Below are 23689 nucleotides of genomic sequence, written 5' to 3' on the forward strand. Positions count from 1 at the left end.
GTTGTCCTTATTTGAGGAAAGGGAGCATGCGCGACAGCAGGCCGTCGCGATCGAGCCATTGATGCTTGAGCGCCGCCGCGGTGTGTAGCGCGACCAGCACGAGCAACGTGTAATTCAACGCGATGTGCAGGTTCTTCAGCACTTCCTTCAGGTGCGGATCGGGCGCGATGATCCGCGGCAGCGGAATCAGCCCGAGGTAGACGACCGGCACGTTCGCCGCCGAGCTATACAGATAGCCGGACACGGGAATCACGATCATCAGCACGTACAGCAACAGATGTGTGAGATGCGCGGCGCCACGCTGCCAGGTGGGCATGCGGCGCGGCATCGGCGGCGAGGCGTGGGTCGCGCGCCACAGGATGCGCACGATCGCGAGCGCGAACACGGTCACGCCGATCCATTTGTGCCACGAGAAATAGCGCAGCTTGGTGGGCGTGAAGCCCGGGATGTCGGTCATCACCCAGCCGAGCGCAAAGCCGCAGACGATCAGCAGTGCGATCAGCCAGTGAAACGCGATGGCGGTCCGCGTGTACGACTCCCGGGTACCGAACGATGGATTGAGTGTCATGACAGATCAACGCAGGCTAATAGAAGTTAACGGCGCGCCGCGGCCAGCTATTCCGCGATCGCCGCCGCGCATCGGCGCGGCGTGCGCGGCCGATGCGGCGGACATCATCGCCACAAAAGGCCGCCGGGCATGCCACGGGCGCCATGCTACCCCAAGCGCGAAAAGCTGGCTGGAGCGCGTCGGCGGAACAGGCCCGAATTTTGCGCTGCAATGGCCCCAGGGCGCCGCGTCACCGCCCTTGCGTTGAACGATTCGGGGACGGAAAGCCCCGAAGCGACGCCATCTCAGGCCCGGACCAGCGCGCGGCGGGGACGGCGCCACGCCCCGCGCCGCGCGCGGCTCGCGTCGGTCGCGAGGCCGCGTTTGGTACTATTGCTGCTCACCGCCGCCCGACCCCTCGTAACGAGCAGGCCTTGCACGCCGCTACTACGTCGTTAGCCCATCTGCCGCATGGAACATGACAACCTGATCGCGTGCCATGAATGCGATACGCTGTTCCGCAAGCCACGGCTTGTCGGGCGCGTCGCCGCGCGTTGTCCGCGCTGCGGCGCGACGCTCTATCGCGGCGTCTCGCGCAAGCTCGACGCGATCTGCGCACTGACGCTCGCCGCGCTGATCACGTTCGTGATCGCGCAGGGCTTTCCGATCGTCGAACTCGAAACCAACGGCATCACATCACAGACTACGCTCTTCGGCGCGCTCGTCGCGCTGTGGGGCGAGAACATGCAGATCGTCGCCGTGATGGTGTTCTGCTCGACGATCCTCTTTCCGTTCACCGAACTCGTCGCGCTGCTGTACGTGCTGGTGCCGCTACGCGCCGGCTACGTGCCCGCGCACTTCAATCGCGTGCTGCGCGCGATCCAGTTCGTGCGGCCGTGGGGCATGATCGAAGTGTTCATGCTCGGCGTGCTGATCACGATCGTGAAGATGGTGAGCCTCGCGCGCGTGATTCCCGAGGCGGCGCTGTTCGCGTTCGGCGCGCTGACGCTGATGTTCGCGGTCGTCGTCACATTCGATCCGCGCGTGCTGTGGGATGTCGCCGACGAGATCGACGCGAGCGGCGAGCGGCCGTTTGCCGCGCACGTCGGCCGACAGCGCGGCGGTCGCGGTCGGCTCGCTCGCCGGTCCGCCGTCGCCGTCCGCGCGCGTCGCGGGCTCGACCAGCGGCAGCGCTGGTGGCGCAACCAACAGCACGGCGGACGGCACCCCGCCCGGCTTGCCGCCCACGCCGCGCGAAGGATGAGCCCGCGATGAAATACGTCACCGCGAAACGCGCGGGCCTGCTGTCCTGCCATTCGTGCGGGCGCGTCGAACCGTGCATCCGCTCGGTCACGCCGCAGCACTGCGGCCGCTGCGGCGCGCATCTGCACTCGCGCAACCCCGACAGCCTGATGCGCACATGGGCACTGCTGATCGCCGCGGCGCTGCTGTATATCCCGGCGAACCTGCTGCCGGTGATGCACACGTCGTCGCTGCTCGGCTCCGAGGACGACACCATCATGAGCGGCGTCGTCTATTTCTGGACCTCCGGCGACTGGCCGCTCGCGATGATCGTATTCATCGCCAGCATCCTGGTGCCGATGCTGAAGCTCTCGGTGCTCGTGCTGCTCACCGCCACCGCGCAGCGCCGCTCGCGCTGGCGTCCGCAACAGCGCACGACGCTGTACCGGATGGTCGAGCGGATCGGCCGCTGGTCGATGCTCGACGTGTTCGTCGTCACGCTCACCGTGGCGCTCGTGCGTTTCAAATCGTTGGCCGAGATCACGGCCGGGCCGGGCGCGATCGCGTTCGGCTCGGTCGTGATCCTGACGATGCTGGCCTCCATGCAATTCGATCCACGCCTCATCTGGGACCCCGTGGAAAGCCGTACCCCAACACCTCAGGATCTCGACCATGACTAGCCCGCAAGGACCGACGCCCGCCTCCGATGACGCGCCGCGCAACGATTCGAACGGACCCAGACTGCCGCCCCAACTGCCCGACCCCGAGATCGAGCCACGCAGCCGCTGGCTGCCGTCGCTCGTCTGGGTGATTCCGCTGATCGCCGCGCTGATCGGCATCGCGCTCGTGATCAGGTCGGTGACCGAGCGCGGACCCGTGATCACGATCAGCTTCATCAGCGCGGAAGGCCTCGAGCCGGGCAAGACCAAGGTCAAGTACAAGGACGTCGACGTGGGCGCGGTGAAGACGATCACGCTGTCGCCGGATCTGTCGCACGTGCTCGTGCAGGTGCAGCTCACCAAGGAAGGCGGAAAGTTCGCGGTCAAGGACTCGCGCTTCTGGGTGGTGCGTCCGCGCATCGGCGCGAGCGGCGTGTCGGGTCTGACCACGCTGCTGTCGGGCTCGTACATCGGCGCCGACGCGGGCCGCTCGACCGAAAGCGAGAGCAACTTCGTCGGCCTCGAAACGCCGCCGCCCATCACCGGCGACCAGAAAGGCCACCAGTACACGCTGCACGGCGATTCGCTCGGCTCGATCGACATCGGCTCGCCGATCTTCTACCGGCGCGTGCAGGTCGGTCAGGTGGTCGGCTTCTCGCTCGACAGGGACGGCACCGGCGTGACGATGCGGGTGTTCGTGTCGGCGCCGTTCGACCAGTACGTCGGCACCAACACGCGCTGGTGGCATGCGAGCGGCGTCGATCTGCGGCTCGATTCGAGCGGCTTCAAGCTGAACACGCAGTCGCTCGCGACGGTGATCGTCGGCGGTCTGTCGTTCCAGTCGCCGCCCGGTCAGAACATGGGCCCGCAGGCGCCGAACAACCAGACCTTCCGCCTCGGCTCGGACGAAGCGGACGCGATGCGCGAACCAGACGGCGTGCCCTTGCGCGTCGTGATGAACTTCAACCAGTCGCTGCGCGGGCTGTCGATCGGCGCACCGGTCGATTTCCGCGGCATCGTGCTCGGCCAGGTGACCAATATCGGCATTGACTACGATCCGAAGACGCAGAGCTTCACGATGCCGGTCACGATGAACGTGTACCCGGACCGCCTCGGCAAGCGCTTCCGCGAGAGCTCGCCGCAGCCGGGCACGCTCGCCGGCGAGAACCTGATGCAGGAACTCGTCAGGCACGGCCTGCGCGGCCAGTTGCGCACCGGCAACCTGATCACGAGCCAGCTGTACGTGGCGCTCGATATCTTCCCGAAAGCGCCGCCGGCCAAGGTCGACGTGACGACCGATCCGCTCGAGCTGCCGACCATTCCGAACACGCTCGACGAATTGCAGCTGCAGGTCGCCGACATCGCGAAGAAGCTCGACAAGGTGCCGTTCGACCAGATCGGCGCGAATCTGAACACCGCGCTGAAGAACGCCGACCAGCTGTTCTCGCGTCTCGACAAGGAAGTCGTGCCGCAGGCGCGCGACACGCTGACGGCCGCGAAGCAGACCTTCAGTTCGGCCCAGGCAACCTTGCAGCAGGATTCGCCGATGCAGTCCGATGTTCATCAGGCGTTGCAGGAACTGACGCGCACGTTGCAGTCGCTGAACGCGCTGTCGGACTACCTCGAGCGTCATCCCGAATCGCTGTTGCGCGGTAAATCAGGAGATAAACCATGATGTTTGCCCGGCTCCCCCGTCCGCCGCGCGCGCTCGTGCGCGGCGTCGCGTACGGCACCGCACTGGCTGCGGCTCTCGCCATCGCGGCGTGCTCGTCGCCGTCGAGCCGTTTCTATACGCTGGGTGGCGCGGATAGCGCAAGCACCGCCGCGAACGGCGCCGCGCCGGCCGTCGCGCGCACGAGCGCCGCGCCTGCCTGGCTGATCGAAGTCGCGCCGGTCAACGTGCCGCCGCAGGTGGCGAGAAATCAGCTGGTCGTGCAGACCGGGCCGACTCAGGTGCAGTTGCTCGAACAGGAGCGTTGGGCGTCGCTGCCCGGCGATGAAATCCGCCGCGCGCTGTCGACGAATCTGACCCAGCAGCTCGGCACCATCGATACGTTCGGCACCGCGCACCCCGACGACGCGGCCGTGTACCGGATCGCCATGAACGTGCAGCGCTTCGAGTCGTGGCCCGGCTCGCATGCGTTGATCGATGCGGTGTGGAGCGTGCGGGCCGTGCGCAGCAATGCGGTGATGACCTGTCGCAGCGTGGTCAGCGAGACGGTTGGCGGCGGGTACGACGCGCTCGTCGATGGACATCGGCGCGCGCTCGCGGAAGTGTCGACACAGATCGCGATGGGCGTGCGCGCGATGGCGGCAACTGCCGTCGCTTCCACGAACACGACGGGCCGGCCTTCGTCTTCGGCCAGACCCGCCGCGGCGCCGGCCGTGCCGCCCTGTCCTTCGGCGGGAACGGCCGCGGGAGCCGGCGCCTGACAGGCCCGGCTGGCGCGGCGAGCTCAACGGTGTCCGCATGCCGGCGGGCGTCGCCGGCCAAAGCGGGACGCGAGGCGAGATGACGCGACGACAGACGACGGCCCGGCGCGCCGATCGTGCCGGCCCGTCGATCTCGACCGCGTACAATAGCGCCTTATCCAACGCCTTGCGGCAACCTCAATGTCCTTCGATTTCTTCCTTCCTTGCCCGCGCGGGCTCGAAGCTCCGCTCGCGGCCGAACTCGCCGAAATTGCCGTCAAACATCTGAACGGCGCCGCCTTCACGGCCGGCGCCCAGGTACCGGGCGGCGTGCATTTTCGCGGCGGCTGGGCCGCCGGCATGGCCGCCAATCTGCACTCGCGTCTCGCGAGCCGCGTGCTGCTGAAAATCGCGGAGCGGCCCTACCGCGGCGAGCAGGACATCTACGCGCTCGCGCTCGAGCAGCGCTGGGAGCAGTGGTTCTCCGCGCACGAGACGCTGCGCGTCGACGTCACCGCGATCAAGTCGCCGCTGCGCAGTCTCGAGTTCACGACGCTGCGCGTGAAGGACGCGATCTGCGATCGTCTGCGCGAAAAAAGCGGCGCGCGGCCGAGCGTCGACACCGCGATGCCCGACGTGCGCGTGTTCGCGTTCCTGAGCGCGACCGACTGCACGCTGTACCTCGACACTTCCGGCGATCCGCTATTCAAGCGCGGCTGGCGTCTCGACAAGGGCGCGGCGCCGCTGCGCGAAAACCTCGCGGCTGGCATTTTGCGTCTGACTGGCTGGCAGGCCGACACGCCGCTCTACGATCCGATGTGCGGCAGCGGCACGTTCCTCGCGGAAGCGGCGCAGGTCGCGTTGAACATCGCGCCGGGCGTCGAGCGGCGCTTCGGCTTCGAGAAGCTCAAACAGTTCGACGCGCGGAGCTGGCAAGCGCTGAAGGGCGCCGCGCTCGAGGCGAAAAATGCGGCGCGCGGCTCGCGCGGCGCGGATCTGGAGATTTTCGGCAGCGACATCTCCGGCGACATGCTCGAAAAAGCGCGCGCGAACTTCGAGCGCGCCGGCTTGCCGCCCATTTCGCTCAAGCAGCTCGATGCGCGCGACATGACGCCGCCTGGCTCGGCGCCGGGCATCCTCGTCGCGAATCCGCCGTATGGCGAGCGGATCGAAGTGCGCGGCCGCAATGCGCGCGGCGAGCTTCGCGAAGGCCGCGGCAATCGCGACGACGACGGCTTCCGCCGCATTCAGGAAGAAGCGCCGGACAGCGAGTTTTTCCAGTTGCTCGGCAATGCGCTGAAGCAGCGCTTTGCCGGATGGCATGCGTTCATCCTGACATCGGATCGCAAGCTTCCGGGGCAACTGCGGCTGCGCGAATCGACGAAGACGCCGCTGTTCAACGGTGCGCTCGAATGCCGGCTGTTCCGCTTCGATCTGATCGCGGGCAGCGTGCGGCAGCGTCCGCAGGGCGATACGCAGGCGGGCTGAGGCTGCGTCGGTCGGGCGGCGCGCTGTCGTCGCCCTGTCGTCATCGCGTCGCTCGAAAAGCAGGCCACGCGCATGAGCGATGTGGTGGGGATGTTTCAGTTGCCGGTGGAGTGAGGCTGCCGCCTTTCCCCACCCTACTGCCACCACGCTGTCAGCAGCACCCCCGCACACTCCTTCTCACGCCATCCGGCGCTTGAACGGCCTACTGCCAACCGAAGGAGAGTGTCATGTCCGCATTGCCCAAACTCGTTGCCTGGTTCGAAATCCCGTCGGTCGATTTCGATCGCGCGGTGCGCTTTTACGAAGCCGCGCTCGACGCCCCGTTGAATCGACAGGAGATCGGCGGCCAGCCGATCGCCGTGTTCAGCTACGAGGAGCCCGCGACCGGCGGCGCGATCGTCCACAATCCGTCGATGACACCCGGCGTCGACGGCGTCACCGTCTACCTGAACGCGCTGCCCACCGTCGACGCGGCGCTTGCGCGCATCGAACGGGCGGGCGGCAAGACCGACGGCCCGGTGATCAAGCTGCCGCAGGACATCGGCTATATCGCGTTCTTCACCGATACCGAAGGCAACCGCCTCGGCCTGCATTCGCGCACCAACGGCTAAGCGCGCACCTGAAGTCGCCGCGCCCCGACCGAAGGCCGCCATGCGGCGCTATCATCGCGGGACCGTCCCCTTCCTCCTCTACCCGACGCCCACGATGACGCGCCGCGCCGACCGCCTGTTCCAGATCGCCGAGTTGCTGCGCGGCCGGCGCCTGACCACCGCGCAGCAACTAGCCGACTGGCTGAACATCTCGCCGCGCACGGTCTATCGCGACGTGCGCGATCTGCAATTGTCAGGGGTGCCGATCGAAGGCGAAGCGGGCATCGGTTATCGACTGTCGCGCTCGGCAAGTCTGCCGCCGCTGACCTTCACCGCCGACGAACTCGCCGCGCTCGCCGCCGGCGCGCGCATGCTCGAATCATGGGGTGGCGCGGGCTTCGCGAGCGGCGCGCGGGGCGCGCTGGCCAAAATCGCATCGGCGATGCCCGCCGACAAGCGCGCGACGCTCGAACGGCTCGCGATCTTCGCGCCGTCGTTTCACATCAAGGGGGATTTTTCGACGCAGCTCGACTCGCTGCATCGCGCGATCGATGCGCGCCAGGTGGTGCGCTTCGCGTACACCGACGCCAACGGCGCCGACACCGAGCGCCGCGTCTGGCCGCTCGCGCTCGCGTACTGGGGCGCGCGCTGGACGCTCGGCGCATGGTGCGAGCTGCGTGCTGATTTCCGCAACTTCGGACTGGAGAAGATGCGCGATCTCGAAGTGCTCGAGACGTATCCGGATCAGGAAGGCAGGCGGCTCGCGGATCTGCTGCGGCACGTAAACGCGAGGCCGAAAATATGAAAAGGATCGCGGCGCGACGCACCGCGATCTCAGGGTCTGTTTACCGCTAACGAGCTACTCGACCGACTTCACCATATCCTCGATCACCTTCTTCGCGTCGCCGAACACCATCATCGTCTTGTCCATGTAGATGCGTTGATGGTCATTGGGTCAAGCTCCCTATGAAAGCCCGCCGCATCAGGCTTACGGCCGGGGGCCTGGCGATCCACGCGGTTATCGCAGGTAAAACGCATTCCGGTAAGTCCAGTTACCGGCATTGACCCGACGCGAAATTTTTCGCGTCCGCGAAAAATCCCCCGACAGCGGCTCACTTATGCTCGCTCTCCTTATCGAGAGCGAGCAACGCAAGGTGGTCCTCCAGCTCGAGTCGCAAGAACTGGAGCGTATCCAATTTCTTCACTTGCTCAGTGAAAAGCGTGTAAAGCGTCGTTCACCGCTAGCGATCTAGTCGACCGCCTTCACCATATCCTCGATCACCTTCTTCGCGTCGCCGAACACCATCATCGTCTTATCCATGTAGAACAGGTCGTTGTCGAGCCCGGCGTAGCCCGCGGCCATCGAGCGCTTGTTGACGATCACGGTGCGCGCCTTGTACGCCTCGATAATCGGCATGCCCGCGATCGGCGACTTCGGATCGTTCTTCGCGGCCGGATTCACCACGTCGTTCGCGCCGAGCACGAGCACCACGTCGACCTGGCCGAACTCGCCGTTGATGTCCTCCATCTCGTACACCATGTCGTACGGCACTTCGGCCTCGGCGAGCAGCACGTTCATGTGACCCGGCATGCGGCCGGCCACCGGGTGAATGGCGTACTTCACCTCGATGCCCTTCTCGACCAGCTTGTCGGTCAACTCCTTCAACGCATGCTGCGCGCGCGCGACGGCCAGCCCGTAGCCCGGCACGATCACGACCGTTTCCGCGTTGCCCATCATGAACGACGCGTCATCGGCCGAACCCGATTTCACCGGACGCTGCTCCGCCGCGCCGCCCGCGGCCGCGCCCGGCTCGTTGCCGAAGCCACCGAGGATCACGTTGAAGAACGAGCGGTTCATCGCGCGGCACATGATGTACGACAGGATCGCACCCGACGACCCCACCAGCGACCCGGCGATGATCAGCATCGGATTGTTCAGCGAAAAGCCGATGCCCGCCGCCGCCCAGCCCGAGTACGAGTTCAGCATCGACACGACGACCGGCATGTCCGCGCCGCCGATCGGAATGATGATCAGCACGCCGAGCACGAACGCGATGATCGTCATGATGATGAACGGCAGCCACGACTGCGTGAGGAAGAAGAGGACGCCGAAGCCGAGCATCGCGAGCGCGAGCATCAGATTGATCAGATGCTGGCCGCCGTAGACGACCGGCGCACCCTGAAACAACCGGAACTTGTACTTGCCCGACAGCTTGCCGAACGCGATCACCGAGCCGCTAAAAGTAATCGCGCCGACGAACGTGCCGATGAACAGTTCGATGCGGTTGCCGTAAGGCAGGAAGCCCTCGATCGGCACGTCGGGATCGACAAGGCCGAACGCGGCGGGCTCCGACACCACCCCATACGCGATGCACACGGCCGCGAGACCGATCAGCGAGTGCATCGCCGCGACCAGTTCAGGCATCTTGGTCATCTCGACGCGCGCGGCGACGAACGCGCCGATCGCGCCGCCGATCACGAGCCCGAACAGCAGCAGGCCGAGCCCGAGACCGAGATTGGAGCCAAGTACTTCGGCCTGCCGCGAGATCAGCGCGATGGTCGTCAGAATCGCGATCGCCATGCCGACCATGCCGAAGGTATTGCCGACGCGCGCGGTCTTCGGATTCGACAGCCCCTTGAGCGCCTGGATGAAGCAGACCGACGCGACCAGATACAGCAGCGTGACGACGTTCAGGCTCATTTACGTACCCTCCTTGCCGCCAGCCGGTAGTTTCCTGGGTTCTTTCTTCTTGAACATCTCGAGCATTCGCCGTGTGACGAGGAATCCGCCGAACACGTTGACGGCCGCGAGCGCGACCGCGATCGTGCCGAAGAACTTGCCGGCGCTGCCGACGGTGAGACCCGCCGCGAGCATCGCGCCGACGATCACGATCGCCGAGATCGCATTGGTCACCGCCATCAGCGGCGTATGCAGCGCGGGCGTGACGTTCCAGACCACGTGATAGCCGACGTAGATCGCCAGCACGAAGATGATCAGGTTGATCACCGTGTGATTGATGACTTCCATCTTCGGCTTCCCCCTATGCGTTGCGCGTGACCTGGCCGTCGCGAGCCAGCAGCGTGGCCGCGACGATGTCGTCCGCGAGATCGATGTTCAGCGTGCCTTCCTTGGCGATAATCAGCTTCAGGAAGTCGAGCACGTTGCGCGCGTACAGCGACGACGCGTCGGCGGGCACCATCGCGGCGAGATTCGTGTAGCCGACGATCTGCACGCCATAGCGCACCACCACCTGGTCCGCCTCGGTCAGCGGACAATTGCCGCCGCGCCGGCCGTCGACTTCGGGGCCGCGGCCGGCCGCGAGGTCGACGAGCACCGAGCCCGGTTTCATCGCCTGCACGGTTTCGACCGACAGCAGCGTCGGCGCGGGGCGGCCTGGAATCAGCGCGGTCGAAATGACGATGTCGGCCTGCTTTGCGCGCTCGTGCACCAGCGCCGACTGGCGCGTGAGCCACGACGGCGGCATCGGCCGTGCATAGCCGCCCACACCTTGCGCGGCCTCGCGCTCCTCGTCGGTCTCGTAGGGCACGTCGAGGAACTTCGCGCCGAGCGACTCGATCTGCTCCTTGACGGCCGGGCGCACGTCGGACGCCTCCAGCACGGCGCCGAGGCGCTTCGCGGTGGCGATCGCCTGCAGGCCAGCCACGCCCGCGCCGAGAATCAGCACGCGCGCGGCCTTCACGGTGCCGGCCGCGGTCATCAGCATCGGCATGAAGCGCGGATAGAGCGTCGCCGCGAGCAGCACCGCCTTGTAGCCGGCGATGTTCGCCTGCGACGACAGCACGTCGAGGCTTTGCGCGCGCGTGGTGCGAGGCGCGGCTTCGAGCGCGAACGCGGTGACGCCGGCCGCGGCGAGCTTGCCCGCGTTGTCGGCGTTGAACGGATCGAGCATGCCGACCAGCGTCGCGCCGCGCTTGAGCAGCGGCAGTTCGGAATCGGCGGGGGATTGGACTTTGAGGACGAGATCTGCGCCGAATGCAGTGGCGGCATCGACGATTTCCGCGCCCACGGCCGTATAGGCGTCATCGGGAAAGCTCGCGCCGGCGCCGGCGCCGCTCTGGAGCGTGACCCGGTGGCCTTGCGCCACGTACTTCTTGACCGTCTCGGGCGTCGCGGCAACGCGGGTTTCATGCGCGCGCGTCTCGGCTGGCACTCCGATGTGCATCGTTGTTCCTCCTCGACTTCCTGTTTGACGACAGACCTGCCGACGAGGCTCGCCGGCTTGCACATGCAACGGCTAACGCAGGCCCCACTTTAACCGGAAACCGCCACATCACAAATATCGGGGTCGATGCGAATGCGCGGCAGACCGCCAAACTGGTACGGATCGGTCGCGATGCCACCTCGAACACGCTGCGAACCGGCTGCCAGCGGTCACCAGGCAGCCGGCGCGCATAACCGGTAAAATGCGCACCCATGAAACCGGAAACCTGGCGGCCGCACGTGACCGTCGCGGCGATCGTCGAGCGTGACGGGCGCTTCCTGCTAGTCGAGGAACACACTGCCGCCGGCCTGCGCCTGAACCAGCCCGCCGGCCACCTCGAGGCGGGCGAAACGCTGCTGGAAGCGGTGATCCGCGAAACGTTCGAGGAAACCGCGCATCCGTTCGCGCCCGAGGCGCTCGTCGGCATGTACATGACCCACTTCGAGCGGCCGGACCGCGCGGGCACCACGTACCTGCGCTTCACCTATTGCGGCGCGGGCGGCGAACCGGACCCGGCGAGTTCGCTCGATCCCGACATCGTCCGCACGCTGTGGATGAGCGCCGATGAGTTGCGCGCGTGCCCCGAGCGGCATCGCACGCCGCTCGTGATGCGGTGCATCGACGATTACCTGGCCGGCCGGCGTTTCCCGCTCGACTTCGTCCATACGCATTCGGTTGGGCCGAAGCAATAGGGCCGTCACGAGCGGCCCCATAGATCCATGCAGTCATGCAGCACCCAGTGAGTACCTTATGAGCAAGCGTAAAGTCGTAGTAGGCATGTCGGGCGGCGTCGATTCGTCGGTCACCGCGTGGCTGCTAAAGGAACAGGGCTACGACGTGGTCGGCCTGTTCATGAAGAACTGGGAAGACGACGACGACAGCGAATACTGCTCGACGCGCCAGGACTGGATCGACGTGGTGTCGGTGGCGGACCTGATCGGCATCGACGTCGAGGCGGTCAACTTCGCGGCCGAGTACAAGGACCGCGTGTTCGCCGAATTCCTGCGCGAGTATTCGGCCGGCCGCACGCCGAACCCGGACGTGCTGTGCAACGCCGAGATCAAGTTCAAGGCCTTCCTCGATCACGCGATGTCGCTCGGCGCGGAAACGATCGCGACCGGCCACTACGCGCGCGTGCGCGAGAACGATGGCCGCTTCGAGTTGCTGAAGGCGCTCGACCAAACGAAGGACCAGTCGTACTTCCTGCATCGGCTCAACCAGGCGCAGCTGTCGAAAACACTGTTCCCGCTCGGCGAAATTCCCAAGACGAAGGTCCGCGAGATCGCCGCGCAGATCGGCCTGCCGAACGCGAAGAAGAAGGATTCGACCGGCATCTGCTTCATCGGCGAGCGGCCTTTCCGCGACTTCCTGAACCGCTATCTGCCGACCAGGCCGGGCCCGATGAAGACCACCGACGGCAAGATCGTCGGCGAGCACATCGGCCTCGCGTTCTACACGTTCGGCCAGCGCAAGGGCATCGGTCTCGGCGGCAGCAAGGACGGCAGCGGCGAGCCCTGGTTCGCCGCCGGCAAGGATATTCCGACGAATACGCTGTACGTCGCGCAGGGACACGACCATCCGTGGCTGCTGTGCCATACGCTGTCGGCGGGCAACACGAGCTGGGTCGCGGGCGAGCCGCCGGCCGACGGCTTCGCGTGCGGCGCGAAGACGCGCTACCGGCAGGCCGACGCGGCGTGCACGTTCAACGCCTCGGCGGGAGGCGGTTCGGGCGAAGGCCTCTTCGAACTGACCTTCGACGCCGCGCAATGGGCCGTCACGCCGGGCCAATCGGCGGTGCTGTATGACGGCGACGTGTGCCTCGGCGGCGGCATCATCGAACGCGCGATGACCGGGCAACCGGCCGAGCTGCCGCAGGATCAGGCGCCGAAGCAAACCCGCGCGCAGCGTCGCAAGCAGGCGCACAAGCCAAAGCAGCCGCAAGGCCAGGCGCAGGACGAGCCGCAAACCCCGCGGCAAAAAGCGGCTCTGCTCGGCGCGCGTTGAGCGATGCATAACGGCGGGCGCGGCGGGTCGTACCATTCCGGCAGGTTCGCGCCGTTCACCATGTTTGCCCCGCCTGGCGCGCATTCACACACACTTCACCTTCGCGTGCGACGCTTGGCTTCCATTCGCAGGCCTTATCTTCGGGCTTCGCCGGTCCGCGTCGCACCGTGACCCGCAACCGCCAGTTTTCCTTCGCGACCGATACCGCCCGCGCTCCCGTGCGGACGATGCCGCCGCAATGATCTTCACTGCACTGGAGTCCCCATGTTTTCTCAACGCTATCTGGCCATGTGGTGCGCAATCGCCCTCACCGCGGTATGTGCCGCGCTCGCCGCGACGCATCACCTGTCATGGTTCTGGATCCTCGTGCCGGCCGCGCTCGTCGCGCTCGGCGTGTTCGACCTGAGCCAACAGCGCCATGCAATCCTGCGCAATTACCCGCTGTGGGGCCACCTGCGTTTCATTTTCGAATCCATCCGCCCGGAGATCCGTCAGTATTTCGTCGAAGACGATACCGACGAGAAGCCGTTCTCGCGCGCGCAACGCAGCATCGTCTATCAGCGCTCGAAGAACGATGTCGACAGCCGCCCATACGGCACGCGGATCGACGTGAAGGCGGTCGCGCACGAATGGATCAGCCACTCGCTCGCACCGACCACGCTCGACGGTCACGACTTTCGCATCGTCGTCGGCCCCGATCGCGGGCAGCCGTATTCGATGTCGATCTTCAACGTGTCGGCGATGAGCTTCGGCTCGCTATCGGCCAATGCGATCATGGCGCTGAACCTCGGCGCGAAGAAAGGCAACTTCGCGCACGACACCGGCGAAGGTTCGATGTCGAAATATCATCGCGAACATGGCGGCGACATCATCTGGGAAATCGCGTCCGGCTATTTTGGATGCCGTAACGACGACGGCACCTTCAACGCGGAGAAGTTCGCGAAGCAGGCCGCCGAACCGCAGGTGAAGATGATCGAGGTGAAGCTGTCGCAAGGCGCGAAGCCCGGTCACGGCGGCGTGCTGCCGGGCGCGAAGATCACGCCCGAAATCGCCGAGACGCGCGGCGTGCCGATGGGCCGCGACTGCATCTCGCCGGCGACGCACTCCGAGTTCTCGACGCCGCGCGAGCTGCTCGAATTCGTCGAGCGGCTGCGCACGCTGTCGGGCGGCAAGCCGACCGGCTTCAAGCTGTGCATCGGGCATCCGTGGGAATTCTTCGGTATCGCGAAGGCGATGCTGGAAACGGGCATTCTGCCGGACTTCATCGTCGTGGACGGCGCGGAAGGCGGCACCGGCGCGGCACCGCTCGAATTCACCGATCACGTCGGCGTGCCGTTGCAGGAGGGGCTGCTGCTCGTGCACAACACGCTGGTCGGCATCGGTCTGCGGCAACGCATCCGCATCGGCGCGAGCGGCAAGATGATCACCGCGTTCGATATCGCGAAGACGCTCGCGATCGGCGCGGACTGGGTCAACGCGGCGCGCGGCTTCATGTTCGCGGTCGGCTGCATCCAGGCGCAGACCTGCCATACCGGCCGCTGCCCGACCGGCGTCGCGACCCAGGACCCGGTGCGCCAGCGTGCGCTGGTGGTGCCGGACAAGGCCGATCGCGTGTTCAACTTCCACCACAACACGCTGCACGCGTTGCAGGAAATCATCCAGGCCGCCGGGCTCCGGCACCCGGCTGAGTTGCGCGCGCATCACATCGTGCGGCGCGTGTCCTCGCATGAGGTGCGGCTGATGTCGGATCTGCTCAAATATCTCGAACCGAACGACCTGCTCAACGGCAACTATCGCTATACCCTGTTCGAGACGTACTGGCCGATCGCGCAAAGCGATTCGTTCTCGCCGAAGGCGGAGCTGGCGGCGAGCTGAACGTGCGCGCGGCCCTTGCCGCGTCGCCTGTCGCCCAAAAACCGCATCGCGGCCCGTCCGACCCCGCAAAACGGGCCGCCCCCCTTCCTTTCCGTTAAAATCTCCGGTTTAGCACTTCGCTCCACGACCCCCTCGCGCGCTTAGGCGCGCGCGGCATGGCCCCATGCCCGAAAGGCACTTCATGCTCACGTTTCAGCAAATCATCCTGACCTTGCAGTCCTACTGGGACAAGCAGGGCTGCGCGTTGCTCCAGCCGATCGACATGGAAGTCGGCGCGGGCACGTCCCACGTCCATACGTTCCTGCGCGCGATCGGCCCCGAGCCGTGGCGCGCCGCCTACGTGCAGCCGTCGCGCCGCCCGAAAGATGGCCGCTACGGCGAGAACCCGAACCGTCTGCAGCACTACTACCAGTATCAGGTGGTGCTCAAGCCCGCGCCGGAAAACATTCTCGACCTGTACCTCGGCTCGCTCGAAGCGCTCGGCTTCGACCTGAAGCAGAACGACGTGCGTTTCGTCGAGGACGACTGGGAAAACCCGACGCTCGGCGCATGGGGGCTGGGCTGGGAAGTGTGGCTGAACGGCATGGAAGTGACGCAGTTCACGTACTTCCAGCAGGTCGGCGGTCTAGACTGCAAGCCGGTGCTCGGCGAAATCACCTACGGTCTCGAGCGCCTCGCGATGTATCTGCAGAAGGTCGAGAACGTCTACGACCTCGTCTGGACCGAGTGGGAAGAACAAGGCCCGAACGGCCCCGAACTGCGCCGCCTGACCTACGGCGACGTGTATCACCAGAACGAGGTCGAGCAGTCCACCTACAACTTCGAGCACGCGAACGTCGATCTGCTGTTCACTTTCTTCAACAGCTACGAAGCGGAAGCGAAGCGCATGATCGATGCGCAGATCGCGCTGCCCGCCTATGAGCTCGTGCTGAAGGCCGGCCACACGTTCAACCTGCTCGACGCGCGCGGCGCGATTTCGGTCACGGAACGCGCGGCGTACATCGGCCGGATTCGCGCGCTGTCGCGTCTGGTCGCGCAGGCCTACTACGACTCGCGCGAAAAGCTCGGCTTCCCGATGCTCGGCAATCCGGTGCACGGCGTGCCCGGCCTCACCACCGACGAGCAGGAAGCCGCGATGCCCGCGTGGGCGCCGCCGCTGAAAGTCGAACGCAAGATCGACCAGGACTGACGAGAACTTCAACCAATGACTCAATCTCAACACGCTACCCTGCTCGTCGAGCTGCTGACCGAAGAACTGCCGCCGAAGGCGCTCGCCCGTCTCGGCGACGCCTTCGCCGAAGGTATTGCGCAGCGCCTCGCGGCGCGCGACCTGATCGACGGCGAGCCGTCGTTCGAACGCTTTGCCACGCCGCGTCGTCTCGCGGTGACGATTCACAACGTGCGCGCGCTCGCGCCGGAAAAACACGTGCGCGAAAAAGTGCTGCCGGTTTCCGTCGCGCTCGATAAAGACGGCCAGCCCACCGCGCCGCTCGCGAAGAAACTCGCCGCGCTCGGCTTCCCCGACTTCACGGTGAACGATCTCGAACGCGCCCAGGACGGTAAAGCCGAAGCGTTCTTCCTGCGCTACGCGGCGCCGGGCGCGACGCTCGCCGACGGCCTGCAAGGCGCGCTCGACGAAACGCTCGCGAAGCTGCCGATCGCAAAGCCGATGACGTATCAGCGCCCGGACGGTTCGAGCGTGCAGTTCGTGCGCCCGGTGCATCGACTGACCACGCTGCACGGCGAAGAGGTCGTGCCGGTCAGCGTGCTCGGCATCGACGCCGACGACACCACGCTCGGCCACCGCTTCCTGTCCGAAGGCTTCGTGCAGATCCAGCACGCGCAGTCGTATGCCGAAACGCTCGAACACAGAGGCCGCGTGATCGCGAGCTTCGCGAAGCGCAAGGAAGCGATCCGCTCGCAACTGCTCGCGCAAGCCGGTGACGACAAGGTCGTGATGCCCGAAGCGCTGCTCGACGAAGTGACGTCGCTGGTCGAATGGCCGGTCGTCTATGAGTGCCGCTTCGAGGACGAATTCCTGCAAGTGCCGCAGGAATGCCTGATCCTGACGATGCAGACGAACCAGAAGTACTTCGCGCTGACCGATGCGAACGGCAAGCTGCGCTCGCGCTTCCTGATCGTGTCGAACATCGAGACGGCGACGCCGGTCGAGATCGTCGAAGGCAATGAGCGCGTGGTGCGTCCGCGTCTCGCCGATGCGAAGTTCTTCTTCACGCAAGACAAGAAGAAGCCGCTCGCGGATCGCGTGCCACTGCTCGCGAACGTCGTTTATCACAACAAGCTCGGCTCGGCGCTGCAACGCGTGGAGCGGCTCGAAGGGCTGGCCGGCGCGATCGCCGCACTGACCGGCGCCAACGTCGCGCTCGCGACGCGCGCCGCGCGCCTCGCGAAAGCCGACCTGATCACCGACATGGTCGGCGAATTCCCCGAGCTGCAAGGCACGATGGGCACGTACTACGCGCGCCACGACGGCGAGCCGGAAGAAGTCGCGCTCGCATGCTCGGAACACTACCAGCCGCGCTTCTCGGGCGACGCCTTGCCCACCACCGCGACCGGCACCGTCGTCGCGCTCGCCGACAAGCTCGAAACGCTGGTCGGCATCTGGGGCATCGGCCTGCAGCCCACCGGCGAGAAAGACCCGTTCGCGCTGCGCCGCCATGCGCTCGGCGTGCTGCGCATTCTGGTCGAGAAACAGTTGAACGTCGACTTCGTCGAGCTGCTGCGCATCGCTTATGCGCAATTCGCCGGCGTGCCGAACGTCGCCGATTCGACCGACGCGATCTACGAGTTCAGCATGGACCGCCTGCGCGGCCTGCTGCGCGAACGCGGCTACGCGGCCGGCGAAATCGACGCGGTGCTCGCGCTGAACCCGACGCGGCTCGACGACCTCGTCGCGCGCCTCGACGCGGTGCGCGAATTCGCGTCACTGGCCGAAGCGGCGTCGCTCGCGGCGGCCAACAAGCGTATCTCGAACATCCTGAAGAAGTCGGAAGGCGTGACGAACGGCAGCGTGCAGCCCAGCTTGCTCACCGAGGCAGCGGAGAAGGCGCTCAACGCGCAGCTCGAACAGGTCACGCCGCGCGTGCAATCGCAACTGGCCGTGCGCGACTACACCGGCGCGCTGACGGCGCTGGCCGCGCTGCGCGAACCGGTGGACACGTTCTTCAACGACGTGATGGTCAACGCCGAAGACCCCGCGTTGCGCGCGAACCGTCTGGCTCTGCTCGGCGCGCTGCATCAGCAGATGAACTGCGTCGCCGATATTTCCCGACTCGCCGCCTGAGCACCGCGCCATGCCGATCAAGAAAGTGGTGATCCTCGACCGCGACGGTGTGATCAACGCCGACTCCGACGCGTTCATCAAGTCGCCGGACGAATGGGTCGCGCTGCCCGGCTCGCTGGAAGCGATCGCACGCCTGAACCACGCCGGCTATCGCGTCGCAGTCGCGACGAACCAGTCGGGCATCGGCCGCGGTCTGTTCGACATGGATGCGTTGAACGCGATGCATCTGAAGATGCACCGGATGGCGGCAGCGGTCGGCGCGCGCATCGAAGCGGTGTTCTTCTGCCCGCACACGGCGGAAGATCACTGCGAATGCCGCAAGCCGAAGCCCGGCATGCTGAAGATGATCACCGAGCGTTTCGAGGTCGATCCGGCGCATACGCCGACGGTCGGCGATTCTCTGCGCGATCTGCAGGCGGGCGCTGCGCTCGGTCACCCGGTGCATCTGGTGCTGACCGGCAAGGGCCGCAAGACCCTCGCCGCGGGCGGCTTGCCCGAAGGCACGATCGTGCACGACGACCTGCGCGCGTTCGCGCTCGACTTTCTCGCCGACGCTCAGGAATAAACGCGCGCACCGCGCTCCCACCCCCCACCGACCACGCCGATGCGCTTTATCCGTTCCCTGCTGCTGCTGATTTATTTCGTTGTGTTCACGGTGCCGTACGCGACCGCGTGCTTCATCGCGTTTCCGTTCCTGCGCGCGGAAAACCGCTACTGGATGGCGGCCGGCTGGTGTCGTCTGACGCTGTGGACGGTGCGCTACCTGAACGGCATCCGCTACCGCATCGAAGGTTTCGAGAATCTGCCCAACGGCCCGGCCGTGCTGCTGTCGAAGCACCAGTCGGCGTGGGAAACGCTCGCGTTTCCGGCGATCATGCCGCGCCCGCTGTGCTACGTGTTCAAGCGCGAGCTCTTGTATGTGCCGTTCTTCGGCTGGGCGCTCGGCATGCTGAAGATGGTTCACATCAACCGCAAGGAAGGCAAATACGCGTTCGTATCGGTCACGAACCAGGGCAAGGCCCGCATGGCCGAAGGCGCATGGGTGATCATGTTTCCGGAAGGCACGCGCACGCCGACCGGCAAGCAGGGCAAGTACAAGACCGGCGGCGCGCGCTTCGCGATCGCGAGCGGTGCCCCCGTCGTGCCGATCGCGCACAACGCGGGCCGCGTATGGCCGCGCAACTCGTTTCTTAAATATCCGGGTATAGTCACGGTGTCGATTGGCAAGCCGATCGACACGACGGGGCTCACGCCCGACGAAGTGAACACGCGCGTCGAGCAGTGGATCGAAGCCGAGATGCGCCGCATCGATCCGACTGCCTACAGCGCGGCGGCTAACGATTCCGCCGCCGCGCCCATCTGACGCGCCACGCCCTCGAACTCCGAAGGCGTATTGCGCGAAGCGAAGCCGATGCAGAAGTCTCCTACGCCGCAGCCCGCCGCGGCGCTCGAAAACCGGCAGCTCGATCTCCCGCTCTTCGCCGAGCCGGGGTCGACGTCGTCGTCTCCTTCACCTTCCGCGCCGGGTTCATTGGGCTCAGCACCGGCCCGGCCGCCCGTCGCGCCGCTCGCGCCGGACGGCAGCAAGCTGCGCAGTCTCGCCATCGGTTCACGCACGCTGCATTACGCGCTCAAGCGTTCCGCGCGCCGCTCGATCGGCTTTGCGATCGACAGCACCGGCCTCACGATCACCGCGCCGCGCTGGGTCACGCTCGCCGATATCGAAACCGCGATCACCGAAAAACAGCGTTGGATTTTTACGAAGCTGATCGAATGGCAAACGCGCGTCGAGCAGCGTGCATTGCCGAAGATCGACTGGCAAGACGGCGCCGAAGTGCCCTACCTCGGTCAGCCGGTGCGCGTGACGCTCGGCGCGCCGCAAGGCATGCTCGCGTTCAGCGCCGAGCACGGCGCGCTGCAATTGCCGCTGCCGTTGCAAGCCGACCCGCAGCAGATCAAGGATCGCGTGCAGGGCTGGCTGCAAGGAGAAGCGAAGCGGCTGTTCGGCGAGCGTCTGGCGATCTACGCGCAGAAGCTGGGCGTCAACTATCGCGCGTATGCCTTGTCTTCGGCGGCGACGCGCTGGGGCAGTTGTTCGAGCGACGGCAAAATCCGCCTGAACTGGCGGCTCATCCACTTTCCGCTGTCGATCATCGACTACGTCGTCGCGCATGAGCTGTCGCATCTGCGCGAGATGAATCACAGTCCGCGCTTCTGGCAGACGGTCGAATCGATTTTTCCGGAATTTCGCGAGGCGCGGCAGACACTGAAGTCGCATCCGCCGGAGCTGTTGCCGACGCTTTGAGGCCGGGCGCTATCTATGCGAGAGCGCTTTCGCGGACTGCAACAGATCGTCGAGCATCACGCCGCGCCTGTCCGGGCTCGTGTCGCGACCGGTCATGAAACACAGCGCCGCAATCGGCAGTCCCGCACGGTCGCGAATCGGCGCTGCCATACAAAGCCTGAACGCATTCGAGAGTCCTTCGGTGCAGCAGTAGCCTCGTTCTTTTGCGGCCTGCACGTCGTTCAGGAATTCGTCGAATTCGATATTCACCCCGTTGTCGAGGATGAAATCTTCGGCCGGAATGAGCGCGCGAATCTCGTCGGCATTCAGGTGACCTAGCAGCAGACGTCCCGTGGCGGTCCACGGAATCGGCACTCTCACGCCGATGTCCGAACTGATGTTGAATGGCCGGGCACTGTTCTCGGATAACACGACCGTGTACTTGTTGCCTTCCAGCATGCACAGCTGCGTGGTCTCGTCGTACTTCCGTACCAATGCCAGAATGGATTGATGCGCGCGGCTAATCAGATCGTTGTGCGTTGCATAGTCGGACCCGTAGTAGTGCATCTCGCGCCCGAAGAACACGCTCCCATCCGCGGCCGTCTCGAGCCAGCCCACTTCCGCGAGAATCGCGACCAGCTCGTAAATGCTCGAACGCGGCGCGCCGGTCGCCTCGATTAATTCGCGCATGGTCAGCGGGCGTTGGGCGACGTGCAATTGCCGGAACATCGCGATGACGCGATCCACGCCTCTCGCCCGAGACGATTCGGTTACAGCCATGCGTTCACTCCGTAAAGCGTTCATCCGACCGGTTGTCTTTCAAGCGACGTGAGTTTATCGCGCGGCAGACCCGCGAAAGCGACTTTCAGGCCGCGACAGGTCAATGGTCGAGGACTCTGTGCAGAAATTGCCGCGTGCGTTCGTTCGCGGGATTGACGAAGATCTGTTCCGGATCGCCCTGCTCGGCGATGACGCCCTTGTCCATGAAGACCACGCGGTCGGCGGTCTTGCGGGCAAAGCCCATTTCATGCGTGACGACGACCATCGTCATGCCGTCGCGCGCGAGCCCACGCATCACCTCGGTGACCTCGCCGACCAGCTCCGGATCCAGCGCGGACGTCGCCTCGTCGAAGAACATGATGCCGGGCTCGACCGCGAGCGCTCGCGCAATTGCCACGCGTTGCTGCTGACCGCCCGACAACTGGCTTGGATAGTGTGCCGCGCGGTCCGCGAGCCCGACACGCTCGAGTGTGTCCATGGCGCGCTTGCGCGCGTCGTCCGGACTCATGCGGCGTGCCTTGATAAGCGCGAGCGTGACATTGCCGAGCGCGGTCTTGTGAGGAAACAGATTGAACTGCTGGAAGACCATGCCGACATGGCCACGAATCTCTCGCGCTCGGCGCGGATCATGCATGGGCACATCGTTGACCCAGACCTCGCCGGAATCGGTGGTCTCCAATCCCGCCATGATTCGCAAGACCGTGCTCTTACCCGAGCCGGACGCGCCAATGAGCACCAGCACTTCGCCCGAGCGAACCTCGAGATTGATTTCGTTCAACACCCGAGTCGAACCGAATGCTTTGCTGACGCCCGTCAGTGAAATGATGGGTCTGGTTTGGCTTTGGTTACTCACGACAATCTCCTGCGGTCATGGTGGCGCACCCATTGCGAGAGCGGGAAGCACACGGCGAAGTAAATGAGTGCGACGAGTCCGTAGATTTCCACGGGCTTTCCGACCCGGTCGACGATGGCCTGGCCACCATGCATCAACTCGGACATTCCGATCATGCTGACGATCGACGTGTCCTTGATGAGCGACAGATACTGACCGACGAGAGGCGGCAACACGATCTTTCCCGTCTGAGGCAGCACGACGAACGAGAACGACTGAGCCCGCGTGAGGCCGAGGATCTGAGATACCTCCCATTGACCTTTGGGTACCGCCTCGATCCCTGAGCGGAAGATTTCGGCGATGTAGGCGCCCTGATAGATGCTCAAGCCGATGACGCCGGCTGCGAAGACGTCGATCGCGTAACCGAAGTACGACACGCCGAAATAGATGAACATCAGCGTGATGAGTACCGGCGTGCCGCGAAACAGCTCCGTATAGAGTCTGGCAAGGCGGGCTGTGCCCCACGGTCCGAACGACCGCAAGACGGCGGCGAACAGGCCGATCAGCGTGCTGCCCACGATGGACGCAATGGAAAGCAACAGCGTCGTCACCAGACCCTGCAGCAGGATTGAGAAACTGGTTTTCAGCAATTCGACTGACATGATCCAACTCCAATCCGGGAATCAGGCCCGTTTCGTCCGGCGCATAAAGCCGGTCCTGAAACCGGTGCGCGCCGGCATGACGAGGGGAGGATGAAAGATCCGCGCTCCGAGCTGGCCCGCAAGCCAGGACAGTACGTTACTGAGCACGAGATACGCGACGAGCGTCACGCTGAACGTCTGAAGGTAGAGAAGCGTCCGCGAGTTGATCACGGTCGCAGTGCCGGTCAACTCCGGCAACGCAATGGCGGACAGCAGCGACGTACCGAGCAGCAACTGGATCAGGTAGTTGACGATGGCCGGATAGACCGCGCGCGTCGCCTGCGGTAGCACGACCTCGACGAAGATCTGCGCGCGTTCGAGACCGAGAATGCCGGCGGCCTCGAGTTGGCCGCGCGGCACCGACTGTATGCCGGCGCGGAACACTTCCGACAGATAAGCACCGACGTTGACGCCGAGCGCAATGACGCCCGCCCAGTATGCGTCGAGCGAAATACCCGCCGACGGCAGACCGAAGAAAACGATGAAAATCTGCAGGAGAACAGGCGTGTTGCGGATGATTTCGACGTAGCCGCGAGCAATCAACCGAAATGGCGCGAGCGCAGAAACGCTGGCAAGCGCGGTCAACAAGCCGAGGACTAGCGCCAGTACGAATGCCAGCACGGTCACTTGCAACGTCAGCCAGCTCGCGCTCAAAAACTCGGGCACGTAGCCCCACAGAGTGAGCCACTCGTAACTCATCTCACCCTCCGCATCGTTCGGGTTTCAATAGATATCGGCATCTCCCGCT

General features: G+C 65.3%; 22 protein-coding genes and 1 pseudogene. 15 read left to right on the top strand and 8 right to left on the bottom strand.

Annotation, left to right across the window (positions count from 1 at the left end; all coding sequences use genetic code 11):
- Nucleotides 1-7 precede the first annotated feature (7 nt).
- A complete protein-coding gene (locus OKW38_RS16630) occupies nt 8-568 on the bottom strand; it encodes a cytochrome b (protein WP_184034542.1) in 561 nt (186 codons plus the stop codon).
- A 450-nt stretch (nt 569-1018) separates the two neighbouring features.
- On the opposite strand from OKW38_RS16630, the pseudogene OKW38_RS16635 reads away from it, so the two are divergent.
- From OKW38_RS16635 to OKW38_RS16665, 7 genes and pseudogenes are all read left to right on the top strand, one after another.
- Nucleotides 1019-1811 (top strand): annotated as a pseudogene (locus OKW38_RS16635) (paraquat-inducible protein A).
- A gap of 7 nt (nt 1812-1818) precedes the next feature.
- Nucleotides 1819-2469 (top strand): paraquat-inducible protein A, encoded by a 651-nt coding sequence (locus OKW38_RS16640; protein ID WP_090803066.1) that lies wholly within the window; start codon nt 1819-1821, stop codon nt 2467-2469.
- Complete coding sequence (locus OKW38_RS16645; protein WP_090803064.1) at nt 2462-4123, top strand: intermembrane transport protein PqiB; 1662 nt, start codon at nt 2462-2464, stop codon at nt 4121-4123. Before OKW38_RS16640 ends, OKW38_RS16645 begins: the two co-directional genes overlap by 8 nt.
- The gene (locus OKW38_RS16650; protein WP_429362364.1) at nt 4120-4881 is read left to right on the top strand and encodes a PqiC family protein; all 762 of its coding nucleotides are present in this window, start codon (nt 4120-4122) and stop codon (nt 4879-4881) included. The genes OKW38_RS16645 and OKW38_RS16650 overlap by 4 nt, the downstream gene beginning before the upstream one ends.
- A 180-nt stretch (nt 4882-5061) precedes the next feature.
- The gene (locus OKW38_RS16655; protein WP_429362366.1) at nt 5062-6348 is read left to right on the top strand and encodes a THUMP domain-containing class I SAM-dependent RNA methyltransferase; all 1287 of its coding nucleotides are present in this window, start codon (nt 5062-5064) and stop codon (nt 6346-6348) included.
- 227 nt (nt 6349-6575) lie between these two features.
- Complete coding sequence (locus OKW38_RS16660; RefSeq protein ID WP_184034560.1) at nt 6576-6959, top strand: VOC family protein; 384 nt, start codon at nt 6576-6578, stop codon at nt 6957-6959.
- A gap of 40 nt (nt 6960-6999) precedes the next feature.
- Nucleotides 7000-7743, top strand: coding sequence for a helix-turn-helix transcriptional regulator (locus OKW38_RS16665; RefSeq protein WP_429294501.1), 744 nt, complete (start codon nt 7000-7002; stop codon nt 7741-7743).
- 444 nt (nt 7744-8187) lie between these two features.
- On the opposite strand, the gene OKW38_RS16670 is transcribed toward OKW38_RS16665, so the two are convergent.
- The 3 genes from OKW38_RS16670 to OKW38_RS16680 are packed head-to-tail and all read right to left on the bottom strand — an operon-like array spanning nt 8188 to nt 11122.
- Nucleotides 8188-9639 (bottom strand): NAD(P)(+) transhydrogenase (Re/Si-specific) subunit beta, encoded by a 1452-nt coding sequence (locus OKW38_RS16670; RefSeq protein ID WP_090803056.1) that lies wholly within the window; start codon nt 9637-9639, stop codon nt 8188-8190.
- Nucleotides 9640-9966 (bottom strand): NAD(P) transhydrogenase subunit alpha, encoded by a 327-nt coding sequence (locus OKW38_RS16675; protein ID WP_018419437.1) that lies wholly within the window; start codon nt 9964-9966, stop codon nt 9640-9642. It lies immediately after the preceding gene.
- A gap of 13 nt (nt 9967-9979) precedes the next feature.
- On the bottom strand, nt 9980-11122 hold the full coding sequence (locus OKW38_RS16680) for a Re/Si-specific NAD(P)(+) transhydrogenase subunit alpha (RefSeq protein WP_429362367.1): 1143 nt from the start codon (nt 11120-11122) through the stop codon (nt 9980-9982).
- Nucleotides 11123-11373: 251 nt separating this feature from the next.
- Between OKW38_RS16680 and OKW38_RS16685 the strand changes: the two genes are divergently transcribed.
- The 8 genes from OKW38_RS16685 to OKW38_RS16720 all read left to right on the top strand — a co-directional run bounded on the left by OKW38_RS16685 (nt 11374) and on the right by OKW38_RS16720 (nt 20649).
- Nucleotides 11374-11853 carry an NUDIX hydrolase gene (locus tag OKW38_RS16685; protein ID WP_090803053.1) on the top strand — a complete coding sequence of 160 codons (480 nt, stop codon included), beginning with the start codon at nt 11374-11376 and terminating at the stop codon, nt 11851-11853.
- A 58-nt stretch (nt 11854-11911) separates the two neighbouring features.
- Nucleotides 11912-13165, top strand: coding sequence for a tRNA 2-thiouridine(34) synthase MnmA (gene mnmA / locus OKW38_RS16690; protein WP_090803052.1), 1254 nt, complete (start codon nt 11912-11914; stop codon nt 13163-13165).
- 264 nt (nt 13166-13429) lie between these two features.
- Nucleotides 13430-15040, top strand: coding sequence for an FMN-binding glutamate synthase family protein (locus tag OKW38_RS16695; protein WP_187611142.1), 1611 nt, complete (start codon nt 13430-13432; stop codon nt 15038-15040).
- A 181-nt stretch (nt 15041-15221) separates the two neighbouring features.
- A complete protein-coding gene (glyQ, locus tag OKW38_RS16700) occupies nt 15222-16229 on the top strand; it encodes a glycine--tRNA ligase subunit alpha (RefSeq protein WP_008921090.1) in 1008 nt (335 codons plus the stop codon).
- Nucleotides 16230-16244: 15 nt separating this feature from the next.
- Complete coding sequence (gene glyS, locus OKW38_RS16705) at nt 16245-18344, top strand: glycine--tRNA ligase subunit beta (RefSeq protein WP_429362369.1); 2100 nt, start codon at nt 16245-16247, stop codon at nt 18342-18344.
- Between the two features lie 10 nt (nt 18345-18354).
- Nucleotides 18355-18909, top strand: coding sequence for a D-glycero-beta-D-manno-heptose 1,7-bisphosphate 7-phosphatase (gene gmhB / locus OKW38_RS16710; protein ID WP_429362370.1), 555 nt, complete (start codon nt 18355-18357; stop codon nt 18907-18909).
- 39 nt (nt 18910-18948) lie between these two features.
- On the top strand, nt 18949-19707 hold the full coding sequence (locus OKW38_RS16715) for a lysophospholipid acyltransferase family protein (protein WP_090803045.1): 759 nt from the start codon (nt 18949-18951) through the stop codon (nt 19705-19707).
- A 48-nt stretch (nt 19708-19755) separates the two neighbouring features.
- Complete coding sequence (locus tag OKW38_RS16720) at nt 19756-20649, top strand: M48 family metallopeptidase (protein WP_090805591.1); 894 nt, start codon at nt 19756-19758, stop codon at nt 20647-20649.
- Between the two features lie 9 nt (nt 20650-20658).
- Here the strand turns inward: OKW38_RS16720 and OKW38_RS16725 are convergent, their stop codons facing one another.
- The 4 genes from OKW38_RS16725 to OKW38_RS16740 all read right to left on the bottom strand — a co-directional run bounded on the left by OKW38_RS16725 (nt 20659) and on the right by OKW38_RS16740 (nt 23640).
- Nucleotides 20659-21408: an IclR family transcriptional regulator gene (locus tag OKW38_RS16725; RefSeq protein WP_184067183.1), complete on the bottom strand. Its 750-nt coding sequence runs from the start codon at nt 21406-21408 to the stop codon at nt 20659-20661.
- A gap of 100 nt (nt 21409-21508) precedes the next feature.
- Nucleotides 21509-22261 (bottom strand): amino acid ABC transporter ATP-binding protein, encoded by a 753-nt coding sequence (locus tag OKW38_RS16730; RefSeq protein ID WP_429362371.1) that lies wholly within the window; start codon nt 22259-22261, stop codon nt 21509-21511.
- On the bottom strand, nt 22258-22902 hold the full coding sequence (locus OKW38_RS16735) for an amino acid ABC transporter permease (protein ID WP_429356594.1): 645 nt from the start codon (nt 22900-22902) through the stop codon (nt 22258-22260). Before OKW38_RS16735 ends, OKW38_RS16730 begins: the two co-directional genes overlap by 4 nt.
- A gap of 21 nt (nt 22903-22923) precedes the next feature.
- Nucleotides 22924-23640, bottom strand: coding sequence for an amino acid ABC transporter permease (locus OKW38_RS16740; protein ID WP_187618949.1), 717 nt, complete (start codon nt 23638-23640; stop codon nt 22924-22926).
- Between the last annotated feature and the right edge of the window lie 49 nt (nt 23641-23689).

Source organism: Paraburkholderia sp. MM5496-R1 (assembly GCF_050436205.1).
GTDB lineage: Bacteria > Pseudomonadota > Gammaproteobacteria > Burkholderiales > Burkholderiaceae > Paraburkholderia > Paraburkholderia tuberum.

What these genes read in the sequence shown, in the direction of transcription:
- glyS (WP_429362369.1), top strand. Translation starts at nt 16,245, where the DNA reads ATGACTCAATCTCAACACGCTACCCTGCTCGTCGAGCTGCTGACCGAA.
- OKW38_RS16645 (WP_090803064.1), top strand. Translation starts at nt 2,462, where the DNA reads ATGACTAGCCCGCAAGGACCGACGCCCGCCTCCGATGACGCGCCGCGC.
- OKW38_RS16675 (WP_018419437.1), bottom strand. Translation starts at nt 9,966, where the DNA reads ATGGAAGTCATCAATCACACGGTGATCAACCTGATCATCTTCGTGCTG.
- OKW38_RS16655 (WP_429362366.1), top strand. Translation starts at nt 5,062, where the DNA reads ATGTCCTTCGATTTCTTCCTTCCTTGCCCGCGCGGGCTCGAAGCTCCG.
- OKW38_RS16715 (WP_090803045.1), top strand. Translation starts at nt 18,949, where the DNA reads ATGCGCTTTATCCGTTCCCTGCTGCTGCTGATTTATTTCGTTGTGTTC.
- glyQ (WP_008921090.1), top strand. Translation starts at nt 15,222, where the DNA reads ATGCTCACGTTTCAGCAAATCATCCTGACCTTGCAGTCCTACTGGGAC.
- OKW38_RS16660 (WP_184034560.1), top strand. Translation starts at nt 6,576, where the DNA reads ATGTCCGCATTGCCCAAACTCGTTGCCTGGTTCGAAATCCCGTCGGTC.
- OKW38_RS16720 (WP_090805591.1), top strand. Translation starts at nt 19,756, where the DNA reads ATGCAGAAGTCTCCTACGCCGCAGCCCGCCGCGGCGCTCGAAAACCGG.
- OKW38_RS16735 (WP_429356594.1), bottom strand. Translation starts at nt 22,902, where the DNA reads ATGTCAGTCGAATTGCTGAAAACCAGTTTCTCAATCCTGCTGCAGGGT.
- OKW38_RS16650 (WP_429362364.1), top strand. Translation starts at nt 4,120, where the DNA reads ATGATGTTTGCCCGGCTCCCCCGTCCGCCGCGCGCGCTCGTGCGCGGC.
- OKW38_RS16740 (WP_187618949.1), bottom strand. Translation starts at nt 23,640, where the DNA reads ATGAGTTACGAGTGGCTCACTCTGTGGGGCTACGTGCCCGAGTTTTTG.
- OKW38_RS16665 (WP_429294501.1), top strand. Translation starts at nt 7,000, where the DNA reads ATGCGGCGCTATCATCGCGGGACCGTCCCCTTCCTCCTCTACCCGACG.
- OKW38_RS16695 (WP_187611142.1), top strand. Translation starts at nt 13,430, where the DNA reads ATGTTTTCTCAACGCTATCTGGCCATGTGGTGCGCAATCGCCCTCACC.
- OKW38_RS16670 (WP_090803056.1), bottom strand. Translation starts at nt 9,639, where the DNA reads ATGAGCCTGAACGTCGTCACGCTGCTGTATCTGGTCGCGTCGGTCTGC.
- OKW38_RS16680 (WP_429362367.1), bottom strand. Translation starts at nt 11,122, where the DNA reads ATGCACATCGGAGTGCCAGCCGAGACGCGCGCGCATGAAACCCGCGTT.
- OKW38_RS16685 (WP_090803053.1), top strand. Translation starts at nt 11,374, where the DNA reads ATGAAACCGGAAACCTGGCGGCCGCACGTGACCGTCGCGGCGATCGTC.
- OKW38_RS16725 (WP_184067183.1), bottom strand. Translation starts at nt 21,408, where the DNA reads ATGGCTGTAACCGAATCGTCTCGGGCGAGAGGCGTGGATCGCGTCATC.
- mnmA (WP_090803052.1), top strand. Translation starts at nt 11,912, where the DNA reads ATGAGCAAGCGTAAAGTCGTAGTAGGCATGTCGGGCGGCGTCGATTCG.
- OKW38_RS16640 (WP_090803066.1), top strand. Translation starts at nt 1,819, where the DNA reads ATGAAATACGTCACCGCGAAACGCGCGGGCCTGCTGTCCTGCCATTCG.
- gmhB (WP_429362370.1), top strand. Translation starts at nt 18,355, where the DNA reads ATGCCGATCAAGAAAGTGGTGATCCTCGACCGCGACGGTGTGATCAAC.
- OKW38_RS16630 (WP_184034542.1), bottom strand. Translation starts at nt 568, where the DNA reads ATGACACTCAATCCATCGTTCGGTACCCGGGAGTCGTACACGCGGACC.